We start from the raw sequence: 24,333 nt of genomic DNA, 5'->3' as shown, positions 1-24,333 counted from the left end.
ATGACGGCCCGATCACCGGTGGCCACCCGGCCCGAGCAGGTCTTCGGCGACCTGCGCGAGGTGGCCGCCCGCGTACGTCAGGCCCTGGAGGCGGAAGTGCCCGAGTCCGCGCCGCTCCCCGGCGGGGCGGCGGGCCTCGCGCAGGCCGGGGCCGCGGCCCGGGAGATCGCCGCCTGCGCCGTGCAGGAGCGGGCGCGGGTGCTGGCGGCGGGCGCCCGCGGGCTGGAGAAGCTCGCCGAGGGCCGCGCGGACGACGTCGACGAGGACGAATACTTCGGCGTGGAGGCCATCGTCCTGCTGGAGGGCCGGCCCGCGATCCTCGTGCAGGGCCGCGACTTCCCCTCCCAGCAGGGGGATTGGGCGGTCCTGGACGGGCACCGGCCCGCGATCCGCGAGTCGCTCGCCCGCGTGGGCCGCGTCGACGTCGAGGGACATCCGCGGCTGGCCTGGGTGGGCACCGCGTTCCTCGTCGCCCCCGGGGTGGTGATGACCAACCGCCACGTGGCCGCCGAGTTCACCGCCAGCCGCGACGGCGACGGCGGGGGCGGCGCCTGGACGTTCCGGCCGGGGATGTCCGCCCGGCTGGACCTCGCCGAGGAGGCGGACACCGCGGCCGGGGATCCGTCGCTCGAGTTCGCCGTCACGGAGGTGATCGGCATCCACCCCGATGTCGACCTGGCCCTGCTGCGCGTGGACACCGCCGCGGACGGCCGCGCTCCGGCGACGCCCCTCGCGGTGGCCGCCGACCCGCCCGGCGACCTGCCGGGCCGGCCCGTGTACGTGGTCGGCTACCCGGCGGAGGACGGCCGCCGCAACGAGCCCGAGGCGATGCGCCGCATCTTCATGGACGTTTACAACGTCAAACGGCTCCAGCCGGGGACGACGACGGGCCTGGCACCCGACCGGCTCACCGTCCGCCACGACTGCTCCACCCTCGGCGGCAACAGCGGCTCCCCGGTCTTCGACCTCGCCGACCACCGCGTCCTCGGCCTGCACTACGGCGGCCGCTACGGCTTCGGGAACTACGCGGTCCCGCTGTGGGAGCTGGTCGACGACCCGCTGCTCGCCCGCGCCGGGATCAACTGGGTGTGACGCGCAGGGCGTCGCCGACGAGCCGGACGGCCCTCGACAGACGGCCGAGCTGCTGGAGCTCCACGGCGTACATGCGGATCGAGTTCTCGATGACGGCCTCGCCGACGCCGAGCGCCGGCAGCTCGGCCCGGCTCGTCTCCAGGGCGACGCGGACGGTCCGCATCTCGTGCTGGAGCTGGAGCTGGGCGTGCCGGGCGAGGAGGACGGAACTCCGGGTCAGCGTGGAGTAGCTGCCGTAGCGTGCCGGGAGCAGGTCCCGGAGCCAGCGCATGGCCGTGCGTTCCCAGTCCTGGGTGCCCGGAGCCTTGACCTGGCAGGGCCAGTCGGGGCTGAGGGCGGGGGAGAGCGTCTGGCGCATTCTCGTCGCTTCCGAAGGGTGTCGAACGGTGATCGAGACGTCGGTGGGCGGCGGCCCCGGCCCAGGGGTTGACCGGGGGCCGCCACAAGCGCTCTGGATGGACCCGCTGCCGGGACCGGCACCCGGGCAGGACGTGAGGAGGAGTCGTCCGGCCCGGGTATCCGTTCCGGGAAGGCGTTAGGGGTCGCCCTCCTTGGCGCGTCTGACGGATCCGGCGCGCTGCTCAGTAAACATATATACCGTCGAGTAGACAAGAGAATGAAAAATTACATGCGCCTCGACGGCATGAAAATCCGCAGGTCACCACAGGGCAAACCGGTCCCTAGAGGAAGAATCCGTGCTGGTCGGCGACCTGCTCGTACCCTTCGAGCCGGGCCTGCGTCCGCTCCGGATCCGCATCGGCCATCGCCTGGAGCAGCGCCGCCGACAGCATGCCCGGCGCCGCGTACGAGTCGAACACCAGCCGCGCCCCGGTCCCCGCGGTCAGCGCGACATCGGCCTCGTCCACCAGCGGGCCCAGCGTGTGGTCGGTGATCAGCGCGATCTTCAGCCCCGCGTGCCGGGCCGCCCGCAGTGCCGAGAGGGTCTCCTTGGCGTGCCGCGGCATGGCGAACGCCAGCGCCCAGGTCCCGCCCGCCTCCCGCGACTGCAGCAGGGCGTCGTAGGCGACGCTGCCGCCCCGGGTCACCAGCCGCACGTCGGGGTGGATGCGCCGCGCCGCGTACGCGAAGTACTCGGCCAGCGACACCGAGATCCGCAGGCCCAGCACCGTCAGCGGCACCGAGCGGGCCAGCTCCCGCCCGATGTCGAGCACCTGGTTGGTGTCGGCGAGCAGCCGCCGCACGTTCTCCAGGTTCTCGATCTCCGCGTCGACGGCCGCCTGGAGCTCGTTGCGCCGGTACTGCTCACGCGCCTCCGGCGAGCCCGCCACCGCGCTCAGCGCCATCGGCTGCAGGACGTCCCGCAGCGCCGGATAGCCGCTGAACCCGAGCGACGTCGCGAAGCGCGTCACCGACGGCTGGCTGACACCCACCCGCTCCGCGAGCTCGGTGATCGACAGGAACGCCGCCTCGGTGAGGTGGTCGATCAGGTACTGCGCGATGCGCCGCTGGCCGGGCGAGAGGCGGCGGCCGTCGAACAGGGCGCGGACCCGGTCACCGGGAGCCCTCTCGTGGTCGGGCGCCTGCCCGCTCGGCGTGATCGCAGCCGCCTGCGCGCGTGCCTGCTGCCCGGATGACACCCGTGTGCCTCCCTCTCATGTCACTCGTCTTCCAACATAGCTCACGCCCTGTGGTCGCCCCCGGGTGCTCCGCCCCTGCTCCGGCCTGTGGGAAGGCCGTCGGGGAACCGTACGGCACCGGACCTGTCGCGGCCCGCGCAGACCTGCAAATATGATGGGCACGGGTCTGGGGCGCAGACACGCCGCGAGAACCGAGAGCAGGGACGAGCGACGTATGGATGCAGCCGGGAGCAGTCCGTGATCCCGCGCCGCGGCCCGCGGTCGCAGAGCGCGGACGATCTGCTGAGCACCCTCGGACGGCTCACCGCCCGCGCCCGCGCCGGGGCCGAACACCAGCAGGCCCGCGTCGAGCTCGCCGAAGCCCTCCAGCGCGAGATGCTGCCCGCCTCCCTGCCCGCCGTCCCAGGACTGCGCACCGCCGCCAGCTACGCGCCCGCCCGGCACGGCCTCGACATCGGCGGCGACTGGTACGACGGCTTCCGGCTGCCCGACGGCGCCCTCGCCTTCTCCATCGGCGACGTCCAGGGGCACGACGTCGAAGCCGCCGCCTTCATGGGGCAGGTGCGCATCGGCCTGCGCGCCATCGCCTCCGTCGTCGGCGACCCCGGCGAGGTCCTCGGCAGGACCAACGACGTGCTTCTCTCGACCGGACCGGAGCTCTTCGCGACCTGCACCCTGCTCCGCTTCGACCCGCAGACCTGGGAACTGGACTGCGCCCGGGCCGGCCACGTCCCCGCGATATGGGCCACCGTCGACGGCCGCTACGGCATGGCCGAGGACGAGGGCGGCGTCCCCCTCGGCATGCTGCCCGGCGCCGGATACGCCGTCACCCGCCGCAGGCTGGACCGGGCCGGATCCATCGTCCTGCTGACCGACGGCGTCGTCGAGGGCCCCGCCTTCCCCATCGACGTCGGCCTCGAACGCGTGCTGGGCGTCGTACGCGAGGCGGCGGGCGCCGACCCCGCCGAACTGGCCGCCGAGGTCATGAAGGTCGCGGACTCCACCGGCCACGCCGACGACGCCGCCGTCCTCGTCATCAGCCACGACGGAGGCGGACGGGGCGCCGAGTAGCGCGTGTCACGCCCGGCCCCGGGGCGCCGCCTGTTGTCTGATGCTGTGGTGCGTACCGTGGAATGGCGAGCCCTCGCCGCCGACGTCCTCAGGATCCTCGCGGTCGCGGTCGCCTACTACGCAACCGGACAGGCCGGGCTCCTGCTGAGCATCGTCGTCGACGGCGCCATGGTCACCCCGCTGTGGCCGCCCACCGGCATCGCCCTCGCCGCCCTGCTGTGGTTCGGCCTACGCGCCTGGCCCGGCATCACGCTCGGCGCGTACATGAACATCGAGCACCTGGCCTCCTTCGAACCCGGGGACGCGGGGCTCCTCCTCGGCAACACCCTCGCCCCCGTGTGCGCGTACCTGCTGCTGCGCCGGGCCGGGTTCCGCACGCAGATGGACCACCTGCGCGACGCCCTGGCCCTCGTCTTCCTGGCGGGCCTGCCCGCCATGCTGATCAGCGCGACCATCGGCACCGGGATGCTGGTCGCCACCGGCGACCTGCCGCCGTCGGATTTCTGGCCGGTGTGGGCCGCCTGGTGGGCCGGCGACGCCATGGGCGTGCTCCTCGTCACCCCGGTGCTGCTGATCCTCCCGCAGGTCACCCCGCCGGCGGATGCCTACCGCGCCGCCGAGGCGCTGGCCCTGCTCGTCACCTGCGGCCTCGTCACCACCGTGGCCTGCCGCAGCTCCCTGTCGGTGCTCTTCCTCGTCTTCCCGCTGCTGATCTGGGCCGGCGTCCGCTTCCAGCACGTCGGCGGCGCGCCGTGCGCCCTGCTGGTCTCCGTCATCGCGATCTCCGCGGCGATCGACCAGGCGGGCCCCTTCGCCGACCACACCCTGTTCGAGATCATGGTCAACCTCCAGGCGCTCAACGGCTCCGCGGCCCTGACCGTGCTGCTGCTGTCCGCCCTGGTGACCGAGCAGAACAACATCCGGCTGCGGATCGAGCAGGTGTGCGAGGACCTCTCGGAGGTCGTGGAACGCCTGGCCCCGCGGCGGAACGGGACCGACGACTGACGGCGGCCGACGGCGACCGGCTGGGCCCGTCCCGCGGCCCCGGGACGCGGACCGGGGGCCCGCCGGCATTCGGCAGGCCCCCGTCGCCCTGCGGCTGCTAGCCGCGGCCCTGCGTGTCCTGGGCGACGATGAAGTACCGGCCGCAGTCGCCGCCGAACCTCCACTTCCCGCGGCCCACCCACTTGCCGTAGACGGTCTTGCCGTTGCTGCACTCGGTGACGGACCGGGCCTGTCCGCTCCTGACGGTGCAGACGGCGCTCCAGGTGTTGACCTTCTGCTTCCAGCCGGTGCAGCCGTAGTTGCCGGCGGCGGAGGCCGGGGCGGCCGTGGCCACCGCGCCGAGCAGGAGGCCGGCCGTCGCGGTTGCCAACGCCGCGCGGCGCAGCGCGTCGTGCTTCACAGTGCTTCTTCCCGTAAGTGCCCGATCGGGCAGTCGACATGGATCGCGAACCGCTCCGGATGGAGCGTTCTTGATCAGCATACGGCGCTGGACCGGCCGGTGCGGAATCGGCCGCCGCGGGGCATACCGCATCAACACCCCAGTGTGCGGCGCTGGTTGCCCACCGTGAACCAGGGATCCGGAACTGCGGTCGCAGGAGCCCGCGGCGCGTGGCGGTGCCCCGGCAGGCGCCGCCACCCGCCGAGGGGGCACACCACAGGGCCCGCACCCCGCGGCCTGCTCCCGACCGCTGCGCGGGCGCCCGGGCTGCACCCTCGTGTGCGATCGCGACGACCGCCCGCCGGGACTCCGCCGCCCCGCGGCCGGGCACGGCACCTGTCCGCTCCGGCAGGTGACGACCCGTCGGGCTGTCAGTGCACGCACCTACGTTGACGCCCATGAGCCGATCCATGCAGGCACTCGCCTACGCACGCCCGTCGTCCCTGGCCTCCGACCCGCAGGGGCACCTCCTGGGCCTGGAGACCGCCGGCGGCCTCACACCCGCGGGCCCCGAGGAGCACCCCCGGTTCTTCGCCGGGTTCCTGCGATCGCCGCAGGCCGCGGCCCGCGGGCTGCTCGCCGTCGCCGACGTCGCCGCGGCGCGCTACCACCAGCGCACGCTGCGGGCCTCACTCGACCCCGTCGTCACCGCCAACGGGGACCGGCTCCGCTTCGAGTCGTTCTCCGGGTGCTGCGGCGTCTACGCCCGGCTCGACGTGCTTCCCGAAGGCCTGGACGGCGCCGACACCGGCCACGGCACCACCAACGTCGACGTCAACAACCCGCTGCGGGAAGCGCTGTCGCGGCTTGCCGGCGACGACCCGATGCACCTGCGCGTCGGCCCCGACGAACTCGCCGTCACCACCCTGGAGGGGCCCGTCGTCGAGAAGAAGGTGCCGCTGCCCGACCGCTGGCTGCGCGGCTTCGCCGAATCCCAGGTGGTCTCCGCCGGGTTCGACCTGCGCGCCGAACTCCCCGCCGCCGAGGCCGTCCGCTTCCTGCGCACCCTCCCGCGCGCCGCCGCCGGCGGCAGCAGCGCCACCGGGCGCGCCCCGCTGTGGGTCGTCCCCGCAGGGGCCTCCCTGCGCCCCACCACCCGGCCCGTACCCGGCGCCGTCTGCCTCCCCGGACCCGAGCGGCTCGCCGCCCTCCAGCGGGTCCTGCGGCACGCCACCGGCCTGCGCGTCTACGGCCCCGCGGCGCACGGCGGCGCGGCGACCGCCTCGGCCTGGGAAGTCGCCGGGCCCGGCATGCGGCTCACGCTCACCCTCTCGCCGGAGCCGCACCGGGGGTTCTCCGGCGAGGGCGGCGTCCTCGAGGCCCTCGCCACCGACGACGCGGCCGCCGACGCCGAACTCGTCTCCGCCCTCCTCGCCTGGGAGCCGCGGATCGACACCGCCGACCTCGCCGAGCAGTCCGGCCTGACGGTGCAGCGGGTCCGCGCCGCCCTCGTCCGCCTCGGCACCGCCGGACGCGTCGGCTACGACGCCGCCGAAGCCGCCTACTTCCACCGCGAACTCCCCTACGACGCCGCCCGGGCCGAACGCCACAACCCACGGCTCGGCGCCGCCCGCGCCCTGCTCGCCGACGGCGCCGTCGCCCTGCGCGCCGACGCCACGGCGACCGTGGCCTCCGGCGAACGCCGCTACCAGGTCCGCGAGTCCGCCGGAGGGGTGCTGAGCTGCACCTGCCAGTGGTGGGCTGACCACCGCGGCCGCCGCGGCCCCTGCAAGCACGCCCTCGCCGTACGCATGGCCCGGCGCGCCCGGACCGCGCCCCCCGCCGACCGCACCACCGACACCCGCACCACCGGAGGAACCCGATGAGCACCGCCGCCGTCCTCGAAGCCGTCCGCCGGGGCGCCGGCGACACCCTCCCCGCCCTGCTCCAGCCCCTCACCCCGGCCGAGCGGCGCGCCCTCGTGCCCGAACTGACCGCCCTGCGCCGCGAGATCCGCGGCTGGGACTGGTCCCGCTGGCAGGAGCGGGCGTGCATACGCCGCGGCCTGCTGCTCGCCGGGGCCGCCTGCCACACCGGAGCCGCAGCCGCCGCCTCCTGGATCGCCGCCCGGGACCTGCGTACGGACAGCCCCGCACGGCGCACCGCACTCCTCCTCCGGGTCCTGGCCGACCGCGACCCCGCCTGGCTCGGCGACGTTGCGCACCGCCTCGCCGCCCGCGCCGCCACCGCCGAGGAGGACTACCCGCTCATCCGGGAACTCGTCCGCAGGACCGGCTGCCCCCTGCCCGCCGGCGACGGCTTCGTCCGCGGCTGGGTCCGCGAGATGAGCACCGGCGGCCCCGAACGCTCCGCCGGCCGCGGCCGCCCGCTGGGCGCGGCACTCCGGGCGGAGCCGCAGCTGCGCGCGTTCGTCCCCCTGCTGTTCGAGACGGCCGAGCCCGCGGAGCCGCTCTCCTGGCACGGCCGCTCCACCGACGGCGGCGGCTGGCCCGCCGAACTGGCCCGGCTCGCCGCGGAGGGCCTCCTCGACCGGAGCGTCCTCGCCGACGGCTGCACCGCCCGCCTGCTGCGCGGCGGCCGCCCCGCCCACCTGTCCTTCTACCTCGACCTCCTCCGGGCGCTCGACCTCACGCAGGACGAGCAGCAGGCGCGCGCCGGCGACTGGATCGCCGTGGCCGGCGACGCTCCCTCGCCGCTCGCCGGGCACGCCCAGGGGATCCTCGCCGGCCTGTCCGAGGCGGGCCGGCTGACGGCCGAACAGCTTGCCGAAATGTCCGCCGCCGTCCTCTTCCGACCCGAGAAGAAGCTGGTACGCGCCCAGCTCGTACTCCTCGGCAAGGCCCTGCGCCGCCGCCCCGACGACCGGTCCGTGCTGCTGCCCGCGGCCGCGACGGCGTTCGGACACGCGGACACCGCGCTCCAGGAGCGCGCCCTGCGGCTCGTCGCCGCGCACCTGCGGCCCGACGACGGCGCCCTGCGCGCCGAACTGGCCGGCCAGGCCGGACTCCTCGGCCCCGTGCACCGGCGCGCGGCGGCCGACCTCCTCGGCGCCGTCGCCGACGACACCGCGGCCGAGCCCAGGGAGGACGTGCTGCCGCCGGCGCCGGAGCGCCGCCGGCCGGCGCGGGCCGCGGACCTGTCGCTCGCCGCGACGGTGGAACTGGTCGCCTCCCTCGCCCATGCCCGGGAGCCGGGGCCCGCGGAGTTCGAGACCGCCCTCGACGCCCTCGTCCGCCACGCCCACCGCGACCGCGCGGCCCTCGCCGCGGCCCTGCACCCCGCCCTCGCCGACCGCCGCTGGCTCCGGGCCGACAGCTGGACGGACCCCGAGTGGATCGAGGGCGTGGAGCTCGTCGCCGCGACGGTGCTCGGCTGCGTCCGGGCCGCCGACCTGCGGACCGCGGGGAGCCGCCGGGGCGTCGGCTACCCGCAGGACTGCGTGCACGCCGCGCTCGGCGCGGTCACCGCCGCCCGGATCCGGGAGGCGGCCGCCCGCATCCCGGCCGACCCGCTGCCCTTCCTGCTGGCCGCGCCCAGCTGGGACACGGGCACGCTGGAGCCCCTCGAACTCGTCGCACGCCTCGCGGAGTACCGGCGCCTCGGCGTGGCACCCGCCCCGGCCGACTTCGCCCAGGCCCTGCTGCGCGTCCGGCGCGACCCGGAGGCCGCGGCGGCGGCCGCCGCGCTGGGCACCGCCGAGGGCGGGCGCCTCGCCGCCTGGCTCGCCTCCGACGGGGAGCCGCCGCGGACGGTGCGCCGCGTGCAGGAGCCCGCCCCGGCGGCGAGCCGCCTCGGGTGGGACAGGACCCGCGAGACGGTCCCGCGCATCGTCGTCGAACTGTCCGAGCGCCCCGGACTGCAGAACGGCTCCTTCCCCGCCGAGTTCCGGCGGCTCGGCCGCGCGTACACCGACTCGGGCCGGCGCTGCTACCACTGGGCGGGCTACGAGCTTGCCCAGCACCCCGTCATGCCCGAGGACCGCGAAGCGCAGGCCGTCTGGCTGCTGCCGGCGCTGACCGCCTGCGCCACGGTCGGCGAGCGCGGGGCGGGGGAGCTGCTCGCCCGGCTCGCCGAACTGGGCGGCCCGGCCGGCCCGGTCCTGCACCTCGCCGTCGCCACCGGCCTCGGCGCCCGGCACGCCGAGGACCGGCTGGCCGCTGTGGACGCCCTGCTGGTCCTCGCCGCCCGCGGGGAGCTGGACGCCGCACTGCTGGGGCGGGACCTGGCCGAACTGCTCGCCCTCGGCACGGTGAAGCCCAACCGGCTGGCCGACGCTGCCCGCTCGGCCGCTGCCGCCGGCGCGTACGCCCTGACCTGGACGCTGCTTGCGCAGGCGCTCCCGGCGCTGCTGGCCGGGGGCGGGGCCGGGGCGCGGGGCGCGGGGGAGGTGCTGGCCGTGGCCGCGGACTGCGCCGAGCGGTGCGGGGCGGCCGGCCCGGTGCCCGAGGGGGTGGCCGGGGCGGCGGACCGGGCGGGTTCGTCCCAGCTGGCCGTGCAGGCCCGGCGGTTGCGTGCGGCGCTCGCCGAGGCGGCCGCGCGGGCGGGCGGCTCGGGCCGTGCAGGAGGCGGGGGCGGCGCGCGGCGGCCGGGGGGCGGCGCGGAGGCCGCTGCCTGAGGCGGGGCGGCCGGGCGGCTCCGCCGGGGCCGGCCCGGGAACGCGGACGCCCGGCAGCGCCGGGGAGCGCTGCCGGGCGGGGGAGGTCCGGGGAGCGGTCAGACCTTGGGGACGCGGACGACGACGGTGCTGCACACCTTGTCGGCGAACGTCTGCTTCTTGTCGTCCCACAGCGGCCACAGCCAGCCGATGTAGCAGGGCAGGCCGTCGAGGACGTGGGCCAGCTTGCGGACGAACGCCATGCCGAAGCCGAGGGGCGTGCCGTTGGCCTCGCGGAGCACGCTGATGCCGACGACCTTCTTGCCGATCGACTGGCCGGTGGCGCCTTCCTTGTACAGCTGGAAGATGGCCATGCCGAGCGCGTACAGGATGCCGATGGTGAAGAAGATGCCGGGCTCGGCGGTCGCCGCGTCGGAGGCGGTGGCCAGGTCGATGAAGCCGAGGGCGTACATCGGGCCGACGATGATCAGCATGTCGAGCAGGTAGCCGCCGACGCGGAGGCCCCAGTGGGCGAGTTCGGGCATGCCGGCGCCGGGCATGCCGGGCGCCGGGTAGCCGCCGTACGGCGCGGCGGCCGGCTGCTGCGGGTAGCCGTACTGCGGGGGCGTGCCCGGCGCGGGCTGCTGCGGGTAGCCGTACTGCGGCGGCACGCCCTGCGGGGCCTGCTGCGGGTAGCCGGGCTGGCCCTGCGGGGGCTGGCCGTACGGGTTGTTCGGGTCGCCGAAGCTCATGGCGAAATCTCTCCGGTGTCGGAATTGGGGACGATGCGGACCGAGCGGAGGAACGACACCATGTGACCGGTTTGCCCCCCTGAGCTGCCGCGATGTTGCGCCCATCATCGTGGTCGCTCACGCGTGCGGTTGTCCAATCCGAATCCCTCTGCGGGGGCCGCATGCAGGGCGTTCGGGACGTGTCGGGCGGGTGTCGGGCGGGGTCCCCGGCGGGGCGGGGCGGCGGTACGGCGGGCGGATCGGCCAGGCGGGGCGCCGAGTTGGCGGTGTGGCCGAAACGTGCTCACCGTATTCTTCGACCATCTGACCGAGTGGTAACTTCCGCGAGTTGATCTTGCCGGGCCCCCTCTGCGGCGACGGCGATCCCTCCTGCAAGGAAGTCACATTGCACCGCCATACCCTTTTCCGCCCTTCCGCCCTCGCCACCCGCGCCGCGGTCGGGGCCGCCCTGCTGTCCCTGTGCGCCGCCGGCCCCGCCGCGGCCGCCCCGGGCAGCGGCCCCGCCCCGGCCCGGGGTGCGGCCCCGCACCTCGACTCCGTCGAGCAGATGCTCCGCCAGGTCTCGCCCGGACTCGAAGGCTCCGTGTGGGAGCGGACCTCCGGCAACGCCCTCGACGCCTCGACCGCGGGCGGCGGCGACTGGCTGCTCCAGACGCCCGGCTGCTGGGGCGACGACACCTGCGCCTCCCGCCCCGGCGCCGAGCGCCTCCTGGCGAAGACGACGGAGAACATCGCCCAAGCCACGCGGACGGTCGACATATCGACCCTCGCCCCGTTCCCGAACGGCGGCTTCCAGGACGCGGTCGTCACCGGGCTCAAGTCCGCCGCCGCGCGCGGGAACAGGCTCAAGGTGCGCATTCTCGTCGGCGCCGCGCCCATCTACCACATGAACGTGGTGCCGTCGAAGTACCGCGACGAGCTGGTCGCCAAGCTCGGCCCCGACGCCGCCTCCCGGATCGACCTGAACGTCGCCTCCATGACCACGTCGAAGACGGCGTTCTCCTGGAACCACTCCAAGCTCCTCGTGGTCGACGGCAGCTCCGTCATCACCGGCGGCATCAACAGCTGGAAGGACGACTACCTGGAGACCACGCACCCCGTCGCCGACGTCTCCCTGGCGATGCGCGGACCGGCGGCAGGCACGGCCGGCCGCTACCTCGACGAGCTGTGGTCCTGGACCTGCCGGAACAAGAGCAACTTCGCGAGTGTCTGGTTCGCCTCCTCGAACGGCGCCGCGTGCATGCCCGCCCTGGCCGGCGAGAACGCCGCCGCCGAGGCCGCCGCCCCCGGCGCGGGCACCCCCGGCGGCGTCCCGGCCATCGCCGTCGGCGGCCTCGGGGTCGGCATCAAGCGCAACGACCCCGCGTCCTCCTTCCGGCCGACCCTGCCCACCGCCCCCGACACCAAGTGCGGCGTCGTCGGCCTCCACGACAACACCAACGCCGATCGCGACTACGACACCGTCAACCCGGAGGAGAGCGCCCTGCGGGCCCTCATCTCCAGCGCCGAGCGGCACATCGAGATCTCCCAGCAGGACATGAACGCGACCTGCCCGCCCCTGCCGCGCTACGACATCCGCGTCTACGACGCGCTCGCCGCGAAGATGGCCGCCGGCGTCAAGGTCCGCATCGTGGTCAGCGACCCGGAGAACCGGGGCGCCGTCGGCAGCGGCGGCTACTCCCAGATCAAGTCGCTCTCCGAGATCAGCGACGTCCTGCGCGCCCGCCTCGCGCTGCTGACGGGCGACCAGGCCAAGGCCGGGGCCGCGATGTGCTCCACCCTCCAGCTGGCCACGTTCCGCAGCTCGAAGAGCCCGAAGTGGGCCGACGGCCGCCCGTACGCCCAGCACCACAAGCTGGTGGCCGTGGACGGGTCGGCCTTCTACATCGGCTCGAAGAACCTCTACCCGGCGTGGCTCCAGGACTTCGGCTACATCGTGGAGAGCCCCGCGGCGGCAGGCCAGCTGAACGACCAGCTGCTCGCACCGCAGTGGCGGTTCTCCCGTGACACCGCCACCTTCGACCACGAGCGCGGCGTCTGCCAGGCCTGATCCGGCGGCCGTACCGGGCCCGCCCGCCCGCGTCCGCGCGGTGCGGGGCGGGCGGGCCCGCAGCTCAGCGGAAGAGCATCGAGGCGCCGCCGGCGGCCGTGGTCACCGAGCCCGGGCAAAGGAAGCTGCCCGAGACCTTCGTCGCCGTAAAGGCCTGGTTGACGTACTTGCGGGTGTCGCCCTCCCGGTTCCAGGTGATGCCGGCGGCCTTGTAGCGGCAGGAGATGAAGCTCTGCTTGCCGGTGATGTCGATGGCGTCCGTCCGGGCGGTGCCGGCGGCGTCGTCGAAGGTGAACTGCGGGTTGTTGTTGAGGGCCGCCGTGATCCCGCCGGCGCAGCTCAGGTTGCCGCCGGGTGCGTTGATGCTGGTGCGGTCGACGGTGAGGGTGCTCGGGGGGTTGGCGCTGGTGCGTGCGTCCGTCCACGTACAGGTGTTCCCGGCCACCGCGATGGACCCGTCGAGCCGCTGCTCGGCCGAAGGGCCGAAGGCGGAGGCGGGTACCGCGGTGCCGACGAGCAGTCCGGCGGCCAGGACGGTCAGCCCGGGCCAAGTCGCCATCTTCATCTGTCGCTCCTCTTCGCCACGTCCTCGTGGGGTGTGACGCGCGGCCGCGGGAGGGCCGCGCGGGCGTGCGCCCGGGCGGGCGGAGGCGGTGTCCGGCCCGGACCGGGGGAGAGAGCCGTGCGACGTGCGAGGGGAAGGTCCCACGAAGACCTTGAAATGTCAGGTGCACGTCATAGCGGGTCCCGCATTTGTCCGAATCCCGCCCTTCACCGCCCACCCCTGCGAGCGCACCCGGCCGACCGACTGACCGCCGCCCGCCCCCCTCCGGATGCGGTCCCGCCGGTCCCGGCGGAGGCTGGCCCCATGCACCACGCGCCGATCCTCGTCCACCGGATCGCACCCGCCGGCGGCCGCCGCGTCTCCCTGCGCGCCGAGGGCCGCGACACCGTCCTCGGCCTCGCCCGCAGCGACGCCGACGTCATCGAGTTCCTGCGCCGGGCCGGCGTGCCCGACCCCGACGAGATGGTCCTCGGGGACTCGCCGCTCGTCGAGTGGATGGTCGACGACCCGCACGCCTACGAAGCGGAACCCTCCGACACCGACATTCCCTGAGCAGCACCCCTCCCGCCCCGCGGCCCGGCACCATGGGGACGGCCGGCCGCCCGGACCCCTCCCGCCGCGGCCGCGACCCGCCGACCGCGACCGCCCGCGGCGGCCCGCACTCCGAAAGGGAACGGGGCCCATGCTGAAGGACTTCGCCGACCTGTCCACCCCCCTCCTCGCCGACGCCTGCGTACGCACCGGCGCGCCCCTGCGCACCGCACCGCCCGGCATCGCCGCCGTCGTGCCCGGCCACCGCATCGCCGGCCCCGCCCTGCCGGTGCGCCACTACGGCAGCGTCGACGTGTTCCTGGAGGCCTACGGCAGGGCCCGCCCCGGCGACGTCCTCGTCATCGACAACGGCGGCCGCGACGACGAGGCGTGCATCGGCGACCTCGCCGTCCTGGAAGCCGGGCACGCCGGCGTCGCCGGCATCGCCGTCTGGGGCCTGCACCGCGACACCCCCGAGCTCGCCGAGATCGGCCTGCCCGTCTTCAGCTACGGCACCCACCCCGCCGGACCCGTCCGGCTCGACGACCCCGAACCGGACGCCGCCGCCGGCGCCCGCTTCGGACCGCATTTGGTGACCGGCCGGGACATCGTCTTCGGAGACGCCGACGGCGTCCTCTTCGCCGAGGCGTCCCACGTGGAGGAACTCCTGGACACGGCCCGGCACATCATGCGGACGGAACGCGAACAGGCCCGCCTCATCCGGGCCGGCCGCAGCCTCCGCAGCCAGACCGCCTTCGAGGACTACCTGGTCCTCCGCGAGGCCGACCCCTCGTACACCTTCCGCCGCCACCTCCGAAGCCTCGGCGGCGCCATCGAGGAGTGACCTCCGGACCGCTCGGATGCGCCGCCACCGATCGAGGTGGAACGCGTGTCCGCTGCGTCGAGCCATGCGTCCGGCGCCTGCGAAGTGCCCCTGCTGGGCGACACCGTCGGGGAGAACCCGGACCGCACCGTACGCCGGTTCCCCGACCGCGACGCCCTCGTCGAGGCTGCCGCCGGGCGCCGCTGGACGTACGCGGACTTCGCGGCCGACGCCGACGCCGACGCCCTGGCCCTCGGGCTCCTCGGCCTCGGCACCGCCCAGGGCGACCGGCGCCCGCCGGTCGCGCGTCGGCATTTGGGCCCCGCACCGCGCCGAGTGGACGCTGACCCAGTACGCCACCGCCAAGATCGGCGCGATCCTCGTCACCGTCAACCCCGCTTACCGCGCCCTCGAGTTGGGGTACGCGGTCCGGCAGTCCGGGATGCGGCTGCTCATCGCCGCCGAGCGCTTCAAGACCTCCGAGTACGCGGCGGTGATCGCCGAAGTACGGCCGAACTGCCCCGCGCTGGAGTTCACCGTCCTTCTCGACGGGCCCGACTACGACGTCCCTGCTTCGATCCGTACAGCTTGAGGGTGACTTCTCGGAGGGCGACTCAGCCGTCCTGAACAGGTGTTTCGTCTGCTTCCCCGGTCAGGGAATTCATGTCGGGGCGGCGCCGCCGGCAAAGCGGAAGTGTACGAGCGCGTCGCTGTTTTCGCCTCCGCAGAACGCGCAACACCAGATGCCCATGAGTCCCCCCGCTACTGACCTCGGTCCTCGGCGGTCGACTGTACTCTCGAACCATGGCTGAGCACCTGGGGGATCGACTCGCACGGCTCCGCAAACTGGCCAACCTCACGCAGGAGGGCTTGGCCGAGCTGTCCGACGTATCCGTGGACGTGATCAAGAAGCTGGAGCAGAGGCGGAAGCACTCCGCCCGGCTCCCCACCCTCCACACTCTCGCCAAGGGCCTCGGCGTCGAGCTGATCGCCCTCCTGGGGGATCCGCCCGCGGTCCCGTCGACCGGAGAGGCGGACCCCCCTCAGCTTGTGGCGCTGCGCCGCGCCGTCATGCCGCCGATGTTCGCCCCGCCGCCCGAGCCGGCCGACACCGAGCGCCTCACGATCCCGCTCCTGCGCAAGGAGCTGGCGGCTGGCTGGACGCTGTACCACGCCGCCCGTTTCGGTGAGCTCATGACCGTGCTGCCCGGCATCCTGAACGACGCCCGGTTCACCGCCTCCGTGGGTGGCGGAGACAGCCGCGCGGCGGGCCAGGCGGCGCTCGGCAAGGCCCTCCAGCTCGCCGGCCACCTTGCAATCCGCTTGGGCAAGACTGACCTCGCCCTGTCTGCGCTTGAGCGCGCGATGGCCGCCGCGGAGCAGTCTTCCGACCCCCTGCTCGGCTCCATGATCAGCAACTCTGTCGCCTGGAACTACCAGCGCCAGAACCGACTCGATGACGCCACGCACCTTGCCATTTACGCGTCCGACAAGGTGGAGCGGGAGCAGCCCGACACCGCAGAGAAGGTGCGCGTCTGGGGCGGCCTGGTGATGTCCGCAGCCACTTCCGCCGCGCGGGCCGGGGACTACGAGACCGCCAAGGACATGATGTCGACGGCCGAGGACGCAACCAAGAAGCTCCTCAGGCTCCCGCCCCCTGTCGACGGCAAGCTGGTGTCGGTCTTCAGTCGCTCCTCGGTGCGCGTCGAGCGCGTACGCCTCGCAGTGCAGCACGCCCGCCCCGACGAGGCGCTGCAACTGGCCAAGGGCGTACGCCTCAGCGCGGACACACCCCCCTCATGGCGCACGTGGATGCTGCTCGACGTAGCTCGGGCCCACACCGACCTCGGGGACGCCCAGGGGGCCGTGAAGGCCCTGACGAGACTCAATGATGTGGCCCCGGGGTGGATGCGCCACCACACCCACGCCGTCTCGATCGTGAGCGACCTGTGGGCCGGGCCGGCACGCCCCCCGGGCCTCCGGAAGCTCGCCGCCGCGCTCGGAGTGGCTACGTAACGTCGCGAAAGGGGGACGTTCCGTCCCTGTAGCCAGCCCCCGTCTCCCGCGACTCTTGTCGCCAGGTGAACGATACGAGGGGCTGGCGACCATGTCGGAAGAGAGAGAACTCCTGGCCCTGGCCATGCGGATGTACGGCCGGGACGGGAGGTTGTTGGTCTCCAAGGCGGAAGACATGTTCGGCCTTGACCAGGACGCCGTCGTGGTCGCGCACGACGAGGCCGGCGAGGAGTCGCAAGAGAGCCTCAGGCGCAAGCTCGCGGCCGCCAACGCACGGAGTCGTGGCGAGATCCTGTAGTGGCTCGCACTGACCCCCGGAAGCCGGTCAGCGCGCTCGACGCCCTCCTGTACTGGGGAGACCTCTGCGGAATGTGCGCCGGTCACGCCCGGATCTGGTGTCCCGACTGCTACGGATTCGAGGGCTGCGCTACCTGCATGAGGCTGTTCAGGGTCCCATGTCCGGACTGCGTCGGCGGCTCACGCTTCCCCATCACCTCGTACCGATGAATCCGACCTCACGCAAGCCCGCGGGGTCGCCTCGCTGCGATCAGCGCACCGGACAGGCGCCGGTGGCGCAGTCCTCGTCAGTGCCGTCCGCGATGGAGGACACGCCGTGGGCCGCGAACTCCTCCTCGGCGATCCGCTCGTGTCGGCGTGGCACGTCTGGCAGAGCGCCTGCAAGGCAAGGAGCCGGTACAGCGAGAGCTCGTCCGCGGACTGGACGATGCTCCCGCTCAGCCCCAGGGCCTCCACTTCGGCGCCGAGCGGTGACGGAAGAGTCCGCAGGGTGGAGATGCGCGAGGCGGCAGCCCGCCTGCTCGGCACCTCCACCTGACGGGGGCCGGCCGCTCAGGCCCCGCGCGGGGACAGCTCGGCCATGGCGCTCCAGCCCTGGCCGGGCACCTCGACGTGGATGATCTCCGGCGTGGTCGCGATGGCCCCGGCCATCGCCTCCATGCCGGCCTTGAAGTGGTCGGAGGCCACGTGCGCGGCACCCGCCTCGGCGTCGGCGAAGGCCTCCAGGAGCGTGTACTTGTTCGGGTCGTCGACACTGCGCGACCAGTCGTAGAAGAGGTTGCCCGGCTCGTTGCGGGTGGCCTGCGTGAAGTCGTCGACGATCGCGAGCCACTCGTCGCTGAACTCGGGGCGGACGTCGAACCTGACAGCGATGAAGATCATGCTGCCCAGCGTGGCAGCCCGCCGCGCCCGCCGCATGCTCGGCCGGCCGGAATTCCGGCATCGTCGGAAAACCCGCAGCCCGTGCGGCCGAGGGCGCCGGACGCGGGCGGTGAGGCCGTCAGGCCGTCCCGCCGCCCCCGGGCGCCGCCGCGGCCGCGGCGCGCGCCGCCGCGCGGACGAGCGCGCCGCGCAGCTCCGCGGGCCGGCGGCGGTACTCCCCGCTCGGCAGCGACACCGACAGCGCGTGCACCGCACCGCCGTCCGCGCCCTCCGCACCCGCCCCGCGGGGCAGGGCCACTGCCACGCAGGTGAACGCCGGATCCGCCTCGCCCTCCGACACCGCGAACCCCTGCCCCCGCACCCGCGCCAACTCCGCCTCCAGGACGTCGGCCCGCGTGATCGTCGCCCCGGTCAGCCGGGCCATTCCGTGCTCGGCCAGGTACCGCCGCAGCACCGGCCGCGGCAACTCCGCCAGCAGCGCCTTGCCGTGGGCCGTGGCGTGGGCGCGGGTCTCCCGGCCGGGCGTGAACGGATTGCCGGTGTCCGTCACCGGCGCCGTCGTGTCCACGACCGTGATCAGCCCCCCGCGGTACGCCGTGTAGTACGCCTCCGCCCCCGTGGCCCGCCGCAGCCCCGCCAACAGCCCCGCCATGCGCGGAGCCGGCTCCAGATCCCGCCGCAGACTCCGGTGCAGCCCCGGGATCCGCGGGCCCAGCGCGTAACCGCGGACGGTGCGCACCACGTACCCGCGGTCGGTGAGCGGCCCCAGCAGGTGGTACGCCGTCGACAGCGAGCACCCCAGCCGCCGCGCCAGCACCTTGGCACTGACCGGCCCGGCCGCGTCCGCCACGGCGTCGAGGATGGCCAGGGCGCGGTCGACGGACTGCGGACCGGGACCGGAGTACGGCATCGTGCATTCCCCAGGGTGGACGGCGGAAACGGGCGCAGGACCGCCTGCGCGCGTACGTACGGGCCTTCGAGCCTACGGGCCGGCGCGGGCGTTCATCGAACGTTGACCGGACGGACAGCCCGGGCGCGCACAGTCGTACCCATGAACAGCGATCGTGTCACCACGGCAACCCCGCGCGGTCTGCGGGCGGTTCCCGACCTGACCGGCCTCCGGCTCGCCCACCGGGCAATTCTCGCCGACGCCGACCGGCTCGCCGGGCTGCTCGCGGACCTCGCCGCCGGGGCACGCCCGGTGTCGCCCGAGCGGGCCGCCGCCATCGCCGCGTACCTGCGCCGCTACCACGGAGCCGTCCGGGCCCACCACCGCGGCGAGGCCGAGATCCTGTGGCCGCTGGTCCTGGACGCGGCGGCCGACCCCGCAGGGGCGATCGCCGACATCGTCCGCTTCGTCGACGACCACCGCGCACTGGAGGCCCTGCAGACCGCCGCCGACGCGGCCGCCGACGGCTTCGCCGCCGACCCGGCCCACGGCGCGCCGGAACTGGCGGCACTTCTCGCACGCCGGCGCGACCTGCTGGCCGACCACATCCGGGCGGGGGAGGAACACCTGCTCCCGGTCATCACGGCCCGGATCCCGGCGGCGGCCTGCGCGGCCGCCGAGGCGGCCATCGGGAGGGCCGTGACGGCCGGGGCCGGGGCGGCCGGCGGGGACGCGGACTGGGTCCGCGGCTGGCTGCTGAGCCACGCGACGGCGGAGGAGGTACGGCGCCTGGTCCGGGGTGGGGCGGGGGCCGCGGCGGGGTCGGCGGTGGAGCCGCTGGTGCAGGGATACCGGGCGGAGGCGGAGAGGGTGTTCGCGGGGTGAGACGCCGAGTCCCGTCCCTCACCCCCGCGTCGCGTTGCTCGTTATCGTGCCGTCCCCGGCCACCGTCACCGCGTGCCGGATGCCGTTCGTGTCCCGTAGGACGACGAGCCAGGCGCTGCCGCCGCCCTTCTGGGGGATCACCCGCACTGCCTCCGCCTTCGCGTCCTTGACCGCGGCTGTGGCCTTCGCCAGGGCCTCCGCCGCCGGGAGGGCGGGCAGCGGGAGAGGGGCAGCCTTCGCCGCGGCTCCGGTGCGGTGGCCCGGGGCCGGGGCGCGGCCGCGCCCCGGGTCGCCGTACGGTGAGGCCTCGCCCGTGCGGTGGCGCTTCGGTTCCGGCCGCGGCGCGCCCTTCGGCTGCCACTCGCCGAAGCGGTGGTGTTCGCGGACCATCGCGCTGAAGCCGGCCCGTGCGTGCTCCCTGTGGTCGTGCACGGTTGCGGCGAGTGCCACCGCGCCGCCCGTGCCGGCCGCGGCGACCAGTCCGAGCGCGATCCACCGCGTACGCCCCTGGCGCACCAGCCGGGCCATGCGCCCGCGGCCGGCCGCCTTCGGCGTCTCGGACTGCTCGGGGGGCCGGGGGCCGGCGTTCTGGCTCATGGGGCTGCTCCTCGTGTCGTACGGGTCCGGCTACGGGGGAATACTGCACCGCGGATCCTGAAGCCCCGCTGAAGGAGTCTGAAGACCTCTTCAGCCTTCCGGCCGGCGGACCTGAGAGCCTGTCCCCATGCGTGTACTGGTGGTCGAGGACGAGCGGCGGCTGGCCGCCGCCCTGCAGCGGGGCCTGCAGGCGGAGGGATTCTCCGTGGACGTTGCCCACGACGGGTTGGAAGGCCTGTGGCTGGCCTCCGAGCGCGACTACGACGCCATCGTGCTCGACATCATGCTGCCCGGCCTCAACGGCTACCGGGTCTGTGCCCGGCTGCGCGCCGGCGGCTGCGAGTCCGGCATCCTCATGCTGACCGCCAAGGACGGCGAGTACGACGAGGCGGAGGCGCTCGACACCGGCGCCGACGACTTCCTCTCCAAGCCGTTCTCGTACGTGGTCCTCGTCGCCCGGCTGCGCGCCCTGGTCCGGCGGACCGGCCGCCGGAGCCCGCAGGTGATGGAGTTCGGCGACCTGGTGATAGACCCGGCCAGGCAGCGGTGCACGCGCGGCGGGACGGAGGCACGGCTGACGTCCCGTGAGTTCGCGGTCCTGGAGTGCCTGGCCAGGCGGGCCGGCGAGGTCGTCGCCAAGCGGGACATCCTGGACCACGTCTGGGACGCCGCCTACGACGGCGACCTGAACGTCGTCGAGGTGCACGTCAGCGCCCTGCGCCGGAAGATAGACGCCCCCTTCGGCCGGTCCGCCGTCGAGACCGTGCGAGGCGCCGGCTACCGCCTGGCGGCCGACGGTGGGTGAGCCGGAGACGGCGGCGGCCGCCGCCGGGCCCGCTCCCGCGTCCGCCCGGCTGCGCGCCCTCCTGCGGCGGCTGCGGCCGCGCTCCGTGCGGGCCCGGGCCACGCTCGGGGCGACCGCCGTGGTGGCGACGGCCCTGGGCGCGGCCTCGTTCGCCGTGCTCGGCATCCTCGACGGCAACCTGGTCCGCGGCGCGCAGGCCGATGCCGAGCGGCAGGCCCTCGCCACCGCCGCCACGGCGGCGCGCGGCAGGCTGGAGCCCGTGCTCGCACCGGGCCGGGGGATCGACTTCCTCCAGGTCGTCGACGCCCGCGGCCGCGTCCTGGCGGCGACGCCGAACCTGTCCGGCAGCCCCGCCCTCACCCCGACCCGCCCCGGCAAGCCGGGCACCGTCCGCGACACGTGGCAGCGCGGACCGGTGCGCGGCGGGCAGCGCCACCGCGTCGTCCAGGTCACGACGGTCACCGGTGGCGGCCTCGTCACCGTCTACGCGGGCACGTCGCTGCGGCAGGCGGACGCGGCCGACGAGACGCTCAAGGCCGTCCTGGCCGTGGTCGTCCCGCTGCTCGTGCTCACCGTCGCCCTGGTCACGTGGCGGGTCACCGGATGGGCGCTGCGCCCGGTGGAGGCGATCCGCGCCGAGGTCGCCGAGATCAGCGAGCGCGATCTGCACCGCCGCGTGCCGGTGCCGCGCAGCCAGGACGAGGTCGCCCGCCTCGCCGTCACGATGAACGCCACCCTGGACCGGCTGGAGGCGGCGGGGATACGGCAGCGCCGCTTCATCGCCGACGCCTCGCACGAACTGCGCAGCCCCATCACGGTCCTGCGCACCCAGCTGGAGGTGGCCCGCGCGCACCCCGACCCGGCGCTGTGGGGCGAGCTCGTCAGCGGCGCGCTGGAGGACACCGTCCGGCTCCAGGACCTGGCGTCCGACCTGCTGCTGCTGGCCCGCCTCGACACGTCGGAGCCGCCGCCGGACACCCGCGTGGACCTGGCCGGGCTGCTCCGGGAGGCGGCCCGGGCGCGGCGGGGCGGTCCGGTCCCGGTCGAGCCGGACCTGGTGGGGGCGGCCACCGTCCGCGGGAGCACGCTGTGGCTGTCGCGGCTCGTCGCCAACCTGCTGGACAACGCGCAGCGGCACGCCGAGCGGCGGGTCGTGCTGTCCCTGCGCGTCGACGGGGACCGCGGCGCGGCCGTCCTGGAGGTGTGCGACGACGGTCCGGGCATTCCCGCCGCGGACCGGGAACGGGTTTTCGAGCGGTTCACCCGCCTCGACGACGCCCGCAGCCGCGACGAGGGCGGGACCGGCCTGGGCCTTGCCATAGCGCGGGACATCGCGACCCGGCTCGGCGGCACGCTCGTCGCGCTCGACGCGCCTCAGGGGGCCCGGCTGCGGGCGACCCTGCCGCTCGCAGCCGGTTGAACGGCGACCGGCTGCCGGTCGGCGTCTGATTGTTCCCCGTTCCGATCCGTTCTGCTTTTTTCCGCCCCTGTCCGTCCGTGTTCACTCCATGCTTGCTTCCGGCTCTTGGAGGGGGCGCCGCCGGTGCCGGGAGCCGGATCCCGAACGGACATCGACAAGACGTGGCAGCCGGAGGACGGCGCATGAAGAACAACCGGATGATCGTCACGGTGGTGGCCCTGTTAGCCATCTCCGCCTTCTGCGCGGTGATGGTCGCGGCCGGGCAGCCCGTGGCGGCCGTCGCCGCCCTGATCCCCTCGATCGCCCTGGGCGTGCAGCAGATCGTGCAGGCGGGCAGCGGACCCGCCGACCGCGAGCCCGCCGACCGCGAGCCCCCCGACGGCGGTGCCGAGCCGCTCCCCGGCCGGCCCGCGGACCGGGGCCCGCAGGGGGAGGTGCGGGCATGACGATCCCCTCGGCGTCCGAGGACGTCCCCCAGGACCGCCGCGGCAAGCCGGGCCGGCCCCTCGGCCCCATAGCGGACGGCGCCGGCGCGGCGCACCGCGCCTGGCTGGAGCCGCTTCGGGACGCCTTCCACGACAGCGGCCTCACCCTGGACGAGCTCCGGCTCCGCACCGGCCGCCCCAAGTCCCACCTCTCCGAACTCCTGCGGGCCGTGGGCCGCTACCCCCGCTGGACGTTCGCCCGGGCCGTGCTGATGGCCCTGCGGCCCCGCGTCCCGTACGAGACGATGCGGCTGCGCTGGGTCATGGCGGCCCGGCACGCCGGCAAGAAGACGTCCTGGATCAAGGACTGCCTGCACGAGGACCGCGGCGGCCCGGTTGCACCGGCCCGCCAGGTCCCGCTGGACTACCTGGCGTTCCAGGAGATGCACCGGCCGCGCTACCGCCGGTACGCGGCCGTGTTCCTGCGGCGGCCGGCCCTCGTCGACCGGGCCGTCGCCGACGTGTTCACCCTCCTGCTGCTGCTCTGGCACGACGCGCTGGCCAGCGAGAACCCCGAGCGGTTCGCGTGGCCGATCCTCCGCCAGACGGTCCTCGAACGCGCCCCGAAGGAGGACGGCCGCCTCTCGCTTGCCCAGACCGCGTTCGACACGGTCGCCCTCGCCACCGCCCCCGACCCGCTCGGCCAGATCGGGGAGAGCATGGCCCTCTTCCGGGCCGTCGCCGAACTCGCCCCGATGCAGCGGGACGTCATCGTCCTGCGCCACCTGTGCGGCATGGAGGACGGCGAGGCCGCCGCCGAACTCGGCGTCTCCCTCGCCTCGGTGCGCTCCACCGAGCGGCACGCCAAGCGCAACCTGCACACCATCCTGCACCCCGCGAGCACCGCCGAGGAGGGACACCCCCGTGGCCTCGACCGTTGACGAACTCCTCTCCCGGGCCCGCCTCCGCGACGCCCCGCCCCCGCCCGCCGACATCGCGGACTCCGCCCCCGCCGCCCCCGCCGCCGGCGAGGGCCCCGGCGCGTGCCGGCCCGCCGCAGGCCCGCCCGCGCCCGCCGGGGCCGCCGAGCGGCAGGCGGCCATGCGGGCGGCGGCGCACGACCTGCGGGCGCTGTGCGAGGCGGCCGCCAGCGGGGCCGCCGTCACCGCCCTCGGCGGCGGCTTCCTCACCCAGTCGCTCCCGCAGCCCGCGGGCGCGCGCGTCCTCGGCTGCCTCCTGCTGCTCGCCGACACCGAGGACTCGGCCCGCTTCTGGTGGCAGTACGCCTCCGGGGCCGGCGACCCGATCGCCTCCTACTGCCTCTACCTCCACCACCTCGCCCTGGGCGAGAACCGGCAGGCGTCCTGGTGGCACCGCCAGACCGCCCCCGCGGCCGAGGCGGCACTGCCGGCCGCGCTGCGCGTGCTGCGGGCGCTGCGGCCGGGCGGTCCCGGCCCCGGTCCCGGCCGGGCCGCCGTGGACGCCGTACTCGAATACGTCCCGGCCGCGGTCAACTACGTGGACGACGACCTCGAACTGCCCCTGCCCGACCCGGACTTCAGCGAACGCATCCGGGCCCTCACGGCCGCCGCCCGGCGCCGGCCCTGACGCGGGCCCGGGCGGACGGCCCGGGCCC

The 24,333-nt window shown here is 74.9% G+C and carries 25 protein-coding genes; 17 read left to right on the top strand and 8 right to left on the bottom strand.

The annotated features are described in order from the left end of the window. Complete coding sequence (locus C0216_RS18215) at positions 1–1,092, top strand: trypsin-like serine peptidase (RefSeq protein WP_114056307.1); 1,092 nt, start codon at positions 1–3, stop codon at positions 1,090–1,092. Here C0216_RS18215 and C0216_RS18210 read toward each other — a convergent pair. Next, complete coding sequence (locus C0216_RS18210) at positions 1,079–1,450, bottom strand: hypothetical protein (RefSeq protein ID WP_114056306.1); 372 nt, start codon at positions 1,448–1,450, stop codon at positions 1,079–1,081. The genes C0216_RS18215 and C0216_RS18210 overlap by 14 nt on opposite strands. A gap of 322 nt (positions 1,451–1,772) precedes the next feature. Beyond that, complete coding sequence (locus C0216_RS18205; protein ID WP_114056305.1) at positions 1,773–2,690, bottom strand: MurR/RpiR family transcriptional regulator; 918 nt, start codon at positions 2,688–2,690, stop codon at positions 1,773–1,775. A 237-nt stretch (positions 2,691–2,927) separates the two neighbouring features. Between C0216_RS18205 and C0216_RS18200 the strand changes: the two genes are divergently transcribed. Together C0216_RS18200 and C0216_RS18195 are read left to right on the top strand one after the other, a co-directional pair. Beyond that, entirely contained in the window at positions 2,928–3,761 is an 834-nt protein-coding gene (locus C0216_RS18200) for a PP2C family protein-serine/threonine phosphatase (protein ID WP_114056304.1), read from the top strand. A gap of 45 nt (positions 3,762–3,806) precedes the next feature. After that, the gene (locus C0216_RS18195) at positions 3,807–4,766 is read left to right on the top strand and encodes an MASE1 domain-containing protein (RefSeq protein ID WP_428985438.1); all 960 of its coding nucleotides are present in this window, start codon (positions 3,807–3,809) and stop codon (positions 4,764–4,766) included. A gap of 97 nt (positions 4,767–4,863) precedes the next feature. On the opposite strand, the gene C0216_RS18190 is transcribed toward C0216_RS18195, so the two are convergent. Next, the gene (locus C0216_RS18190) at positions 4,864–5,166 is read right to left on the bottom strand and encodes a hypothetical protein (protein WP_246042607.1); all 303 of its coding nucleotides are present in this window, start codon (positions 5,164–5,166) and stop codon (positions 4,864–4,866) included. 437 nt (positions 5,167–5,603) lie between these two features. On the opposite strand from C0216_RS18190, the gene C0216_RS18185 reads away from it, so the two are divergent. Both C0216_RS18185 and C0216_RS18180 read left to right on the top strand, forming a co-directional pair. Next, on the top strand, positions 5,604–7,031 hold the full coding sequence (locus C0216_RS18185) for an SWIM zinc finger family protein (RefSeq protein WP_246042606.1): 1,428 nt from the start codon (positions 5,604–5,606) through the stop codon (positions 7,029–7,031). Further along, complete coding sequence (locus tag C0216_RS18180) at positions 7,028–9,781, top strand: DUF6493 family protein (RefSeq protein ID WP_216827098.1); 2,754 nt, start codon at positions 7,028–7,030, stop codon at positions 9,779–9,781. Before C0216_RS18185 ends, C0216_RS18180 begins: the two co-directional genes overlap by 4 nt. A 98-nt stretch (positions 9,782–9,879) precedes the next feature. Here C0216_RS18180 and C0216_RS18175 read toward each other — a convergent pair whose 3' ends face one another. Beyond that, positions 9,880–10,512 carry an RDD family protein gene (locus C0216_RS18175; protein ID WP_114056301.1) on the bottom strand — a complete coding sequence of 211 codons (633 nt, stop codon included), beginning with the start codon at positions 10,510–10,512 and terminating at the stop codon, positions 9,880–9,882. A 385-nt stretch (positions 10,513–10,897) separates the two neighbouring features. Between C0216_RS18175 and C0216_RS18170 the strand changes: the two genes are divergently transcribed. After that, complete coding sequence (locus C0216_RS18170) at positions 10,898–12,562, top strand: phospholipase D-like domain-containing protein (protein WP_246042605.1); 1,665 nt, start codon at positions 10,898–10,900, stop codon at positions 12,560–12,562. A gap of 64 nt (positions 12,563–12,626) precedes the next feature. On the opposite strand, the gene C0216_RS18165 is transcribed toward C0216_RS18170, so the two are convergent. Continuing rightward, a complete protein-coding gene (locus C0216_RS18165; protein ID WP_246042604.1) occupies positions 12,627–13,127 on the bottom strand; it encodes a hypothetical protein in 501 nt (166 codons plus the stop codon). 303 nt (positions 13,128–13,430) lie between these two features. On the opposite strand from C0216_RS18165, the gene C0216_RS18160 reads away from it, so the two are divergent. The 5 genes from C0216_RS18160 (at position 13,431) to C0216_RS18140 (ending at position 16,795) form a co-directional block, all read left to right on the top strand. Then, the gene (locus tag C0216_RS18160) at positions 13,431–13,679 is read left to right on the top strand and encodes a hypothetical protein (protein WP_114056300.1); all 249 of its coding nucleotides are present in this window, start codon (positions 13,431–13,433) and stop codon (positions 13,677–13,679) included. A gap of 130 nt (positions 13,680–13,809) precedes the next feature. Beyond that, positions 13,810–14,502 carry an RraA family protein gene (locus C0216_RS18155; RefSeq protein ID WP_114056299.1) on the top strand — a complete coding sequence of 231 codons (693 nt, stop codon included), beginning with the start codon at positions 13,810–13,812 and terminating at the stop codon, positions 14,500–14,502. A gap of 16 nt (positions 14,503–14,518) precedes the next feature. Next, complete coding sequence (locus C0216_RS18150; RefSeq protein WP_342777114.1) at positions 14,519–15,073, top strand: AMP-binding protein; 555 nt, start codon at positions 14,519–14,521, stop codon at positions 15,071–15,073. A gap of 212 nt (positions 15,074–15,285) precedes the next feature. Then, on the top strand, positions 15,286–16,497 hold the full coding sequence (locus C0216_RS18145; protein ID WP_114056298.1) for a helix-turn-helix domain-containing protein: 1,212 nt from the start codon (positions 15,286–15,288) through the stop codon (positions 16,495–16,497). Between the two features lie 91 nt (positions 16,498–16,588). After that, the gene (locus tag C0216_RS18140; RefSeq protein ID WP_114056297.1) at positions 16,589–16,795 is read left to right on the top strand and encodes a hypothetical protein; all 207 of its coding nucleotides are present in this window, start codon (positions 16,589–16,591) and stop codon (positions 16,793–16,795) included. A gap of 551 nt (positions 16,796–17,346) precedes the next feature. Here the strand turns inward: C0216_RS18140 and C0216_RS18125 are convergent. After that, on the bottom strand, positions 17,347–17,676 hold the full coding sequence (locus C0216_RS18125; protein ID WP_114058751.1) for a putative quinol monooxygenase: 330 nt from the start codon (positions 17,674–17,676) through the stop codon (positions 17,347–17,349). A gap of 118 nt (positions 17,677–17,794) precedes the next feature. Beyond that, positions 17,795–18,586 carry an IclR family transcriptional regulator gene (locus tag C0216_RS18120; protein WP_114056294.1) on the bottom strand — a complete coding sequence of 264 codons (792 nt, stop codon included), beginning with the start codon at positions 18,584–18,586 and terminating at the stop codon, positions 17,795–17,797. Between the two features lie 141 nt (positions 18,587–18,727). Between C0216_RS18120 and C0216_RS18115 the strand changes: the two genes are divergently transcribed. Further along, the gene (locus tag C0216_RS18115) at positions 18,728–19,450 is read left to right on the top strand and encodes a hemerythrin domain-containing protein (RefSeq protein WP_114056293.1); all 723 of its coding nucleotides are present in this window, start codon (positions 18,728–18,730) and stop codon (positions 19,448–19,450) included. An 18-nt stretch (positions 19,451–19,468) separates the two neighbouring features. Here the strand turns inward: C0216_RS18115 and C0216_RS35080 are convergent, their stop codons facing one another. Further along, a complete protein-coding gene (locus C0216_RS35080; RefSeq protein ID WP_114056292.1) occupies positions 19,469–20,047 on the bottom strand; it encodes a hypothetical protein in 579 nt (192 codons plus the stop codon). 127 nt (positions 20,048–20,174) lie between these two features. Here C0216_RS35080 and C0216_RS18105 point away from each other — a divergent pair, with 127 nt between their 5' ends. The 5 genes from C0216_RS18105 (at position 20,175) to C0216_RS18090 (ending at position 24,305) form a co-directional block, all read left to right on the top strand. Further along, positions 20,175–20,852: a response regulator transcription factor gene (locus C0216_RS18105; protein WP_114056291.1), complete on the top strand. Its 678-nt coding sequence runs from the start codon at positions 20,175–20,177 to the stop codon at positions 20,850–20,852. A 61-nt stretch (positions 20,853–20,913) separates the two neighbouring features. Next, positions 20,914–22,272 (top strand): sensor histidine kinase, encoded by a 1,359-nt coding sequence (locus C0216_RS18100; protein WP_114058750.1) that lies wholly within the window; start codon positions 20,914–20,916, stop codon positions 22,270–22,272. Positions 22,273–22,454: 182 nt separating this feature from the next. After that, on the top strand, positions 22,455–22,718 hold the full coding sequence (locus tag C0216_RS33550) for a hypothetical protein (protein WP_162793258.1): 264 nt from the start codon (positions 22,455–22,457) through the stop codon (positions 22,716–22,718). Continuing rightward, a complete protein-coding gene (locus C0216_RS18095; protein ID WP_114058749.1) occupies positions 22,715–23,638 on the top strand; it encodes a sigma-70 family RNA polymerase sigma factor in 924 nt (307 codons plus the stop codon). Before C0216_RS33550 ends, C0216_RS18095 begins: the two co-directional genes overlap by 4 nt. Continuing rightward, positions 23,622–24,305: a hypothetical protein gene (locus C0216_RS18090; protein WP_114056290.1), complete on the top strand. Its 684-nt coding sequence runs from the start codon at positions 23,622–23,624 to the stop codon at positions 24,303–24,305. Before C0216_RS18095 ends, C0216_RS18090 begins: the two co-directional genes overlap by 17 nt. Positions 24,306–24,333: the final 28 nt, after the last annotated feature.

This window comes from Streptomyces globosus, from assembly GCF_003325375.1.
GTDB classification, from domain to species: Bacteria; Actinomycetota; Actinomycetes; order Streptomycetales; family Streptomycetaceae; genus Streptomyces; species Streptomyces globosus_A.
The sequence above is the reverse complement of the archived record's forward strand: the minus strand, read 5'-3'. Positions and strand labels throughout refer to the sequence as shown.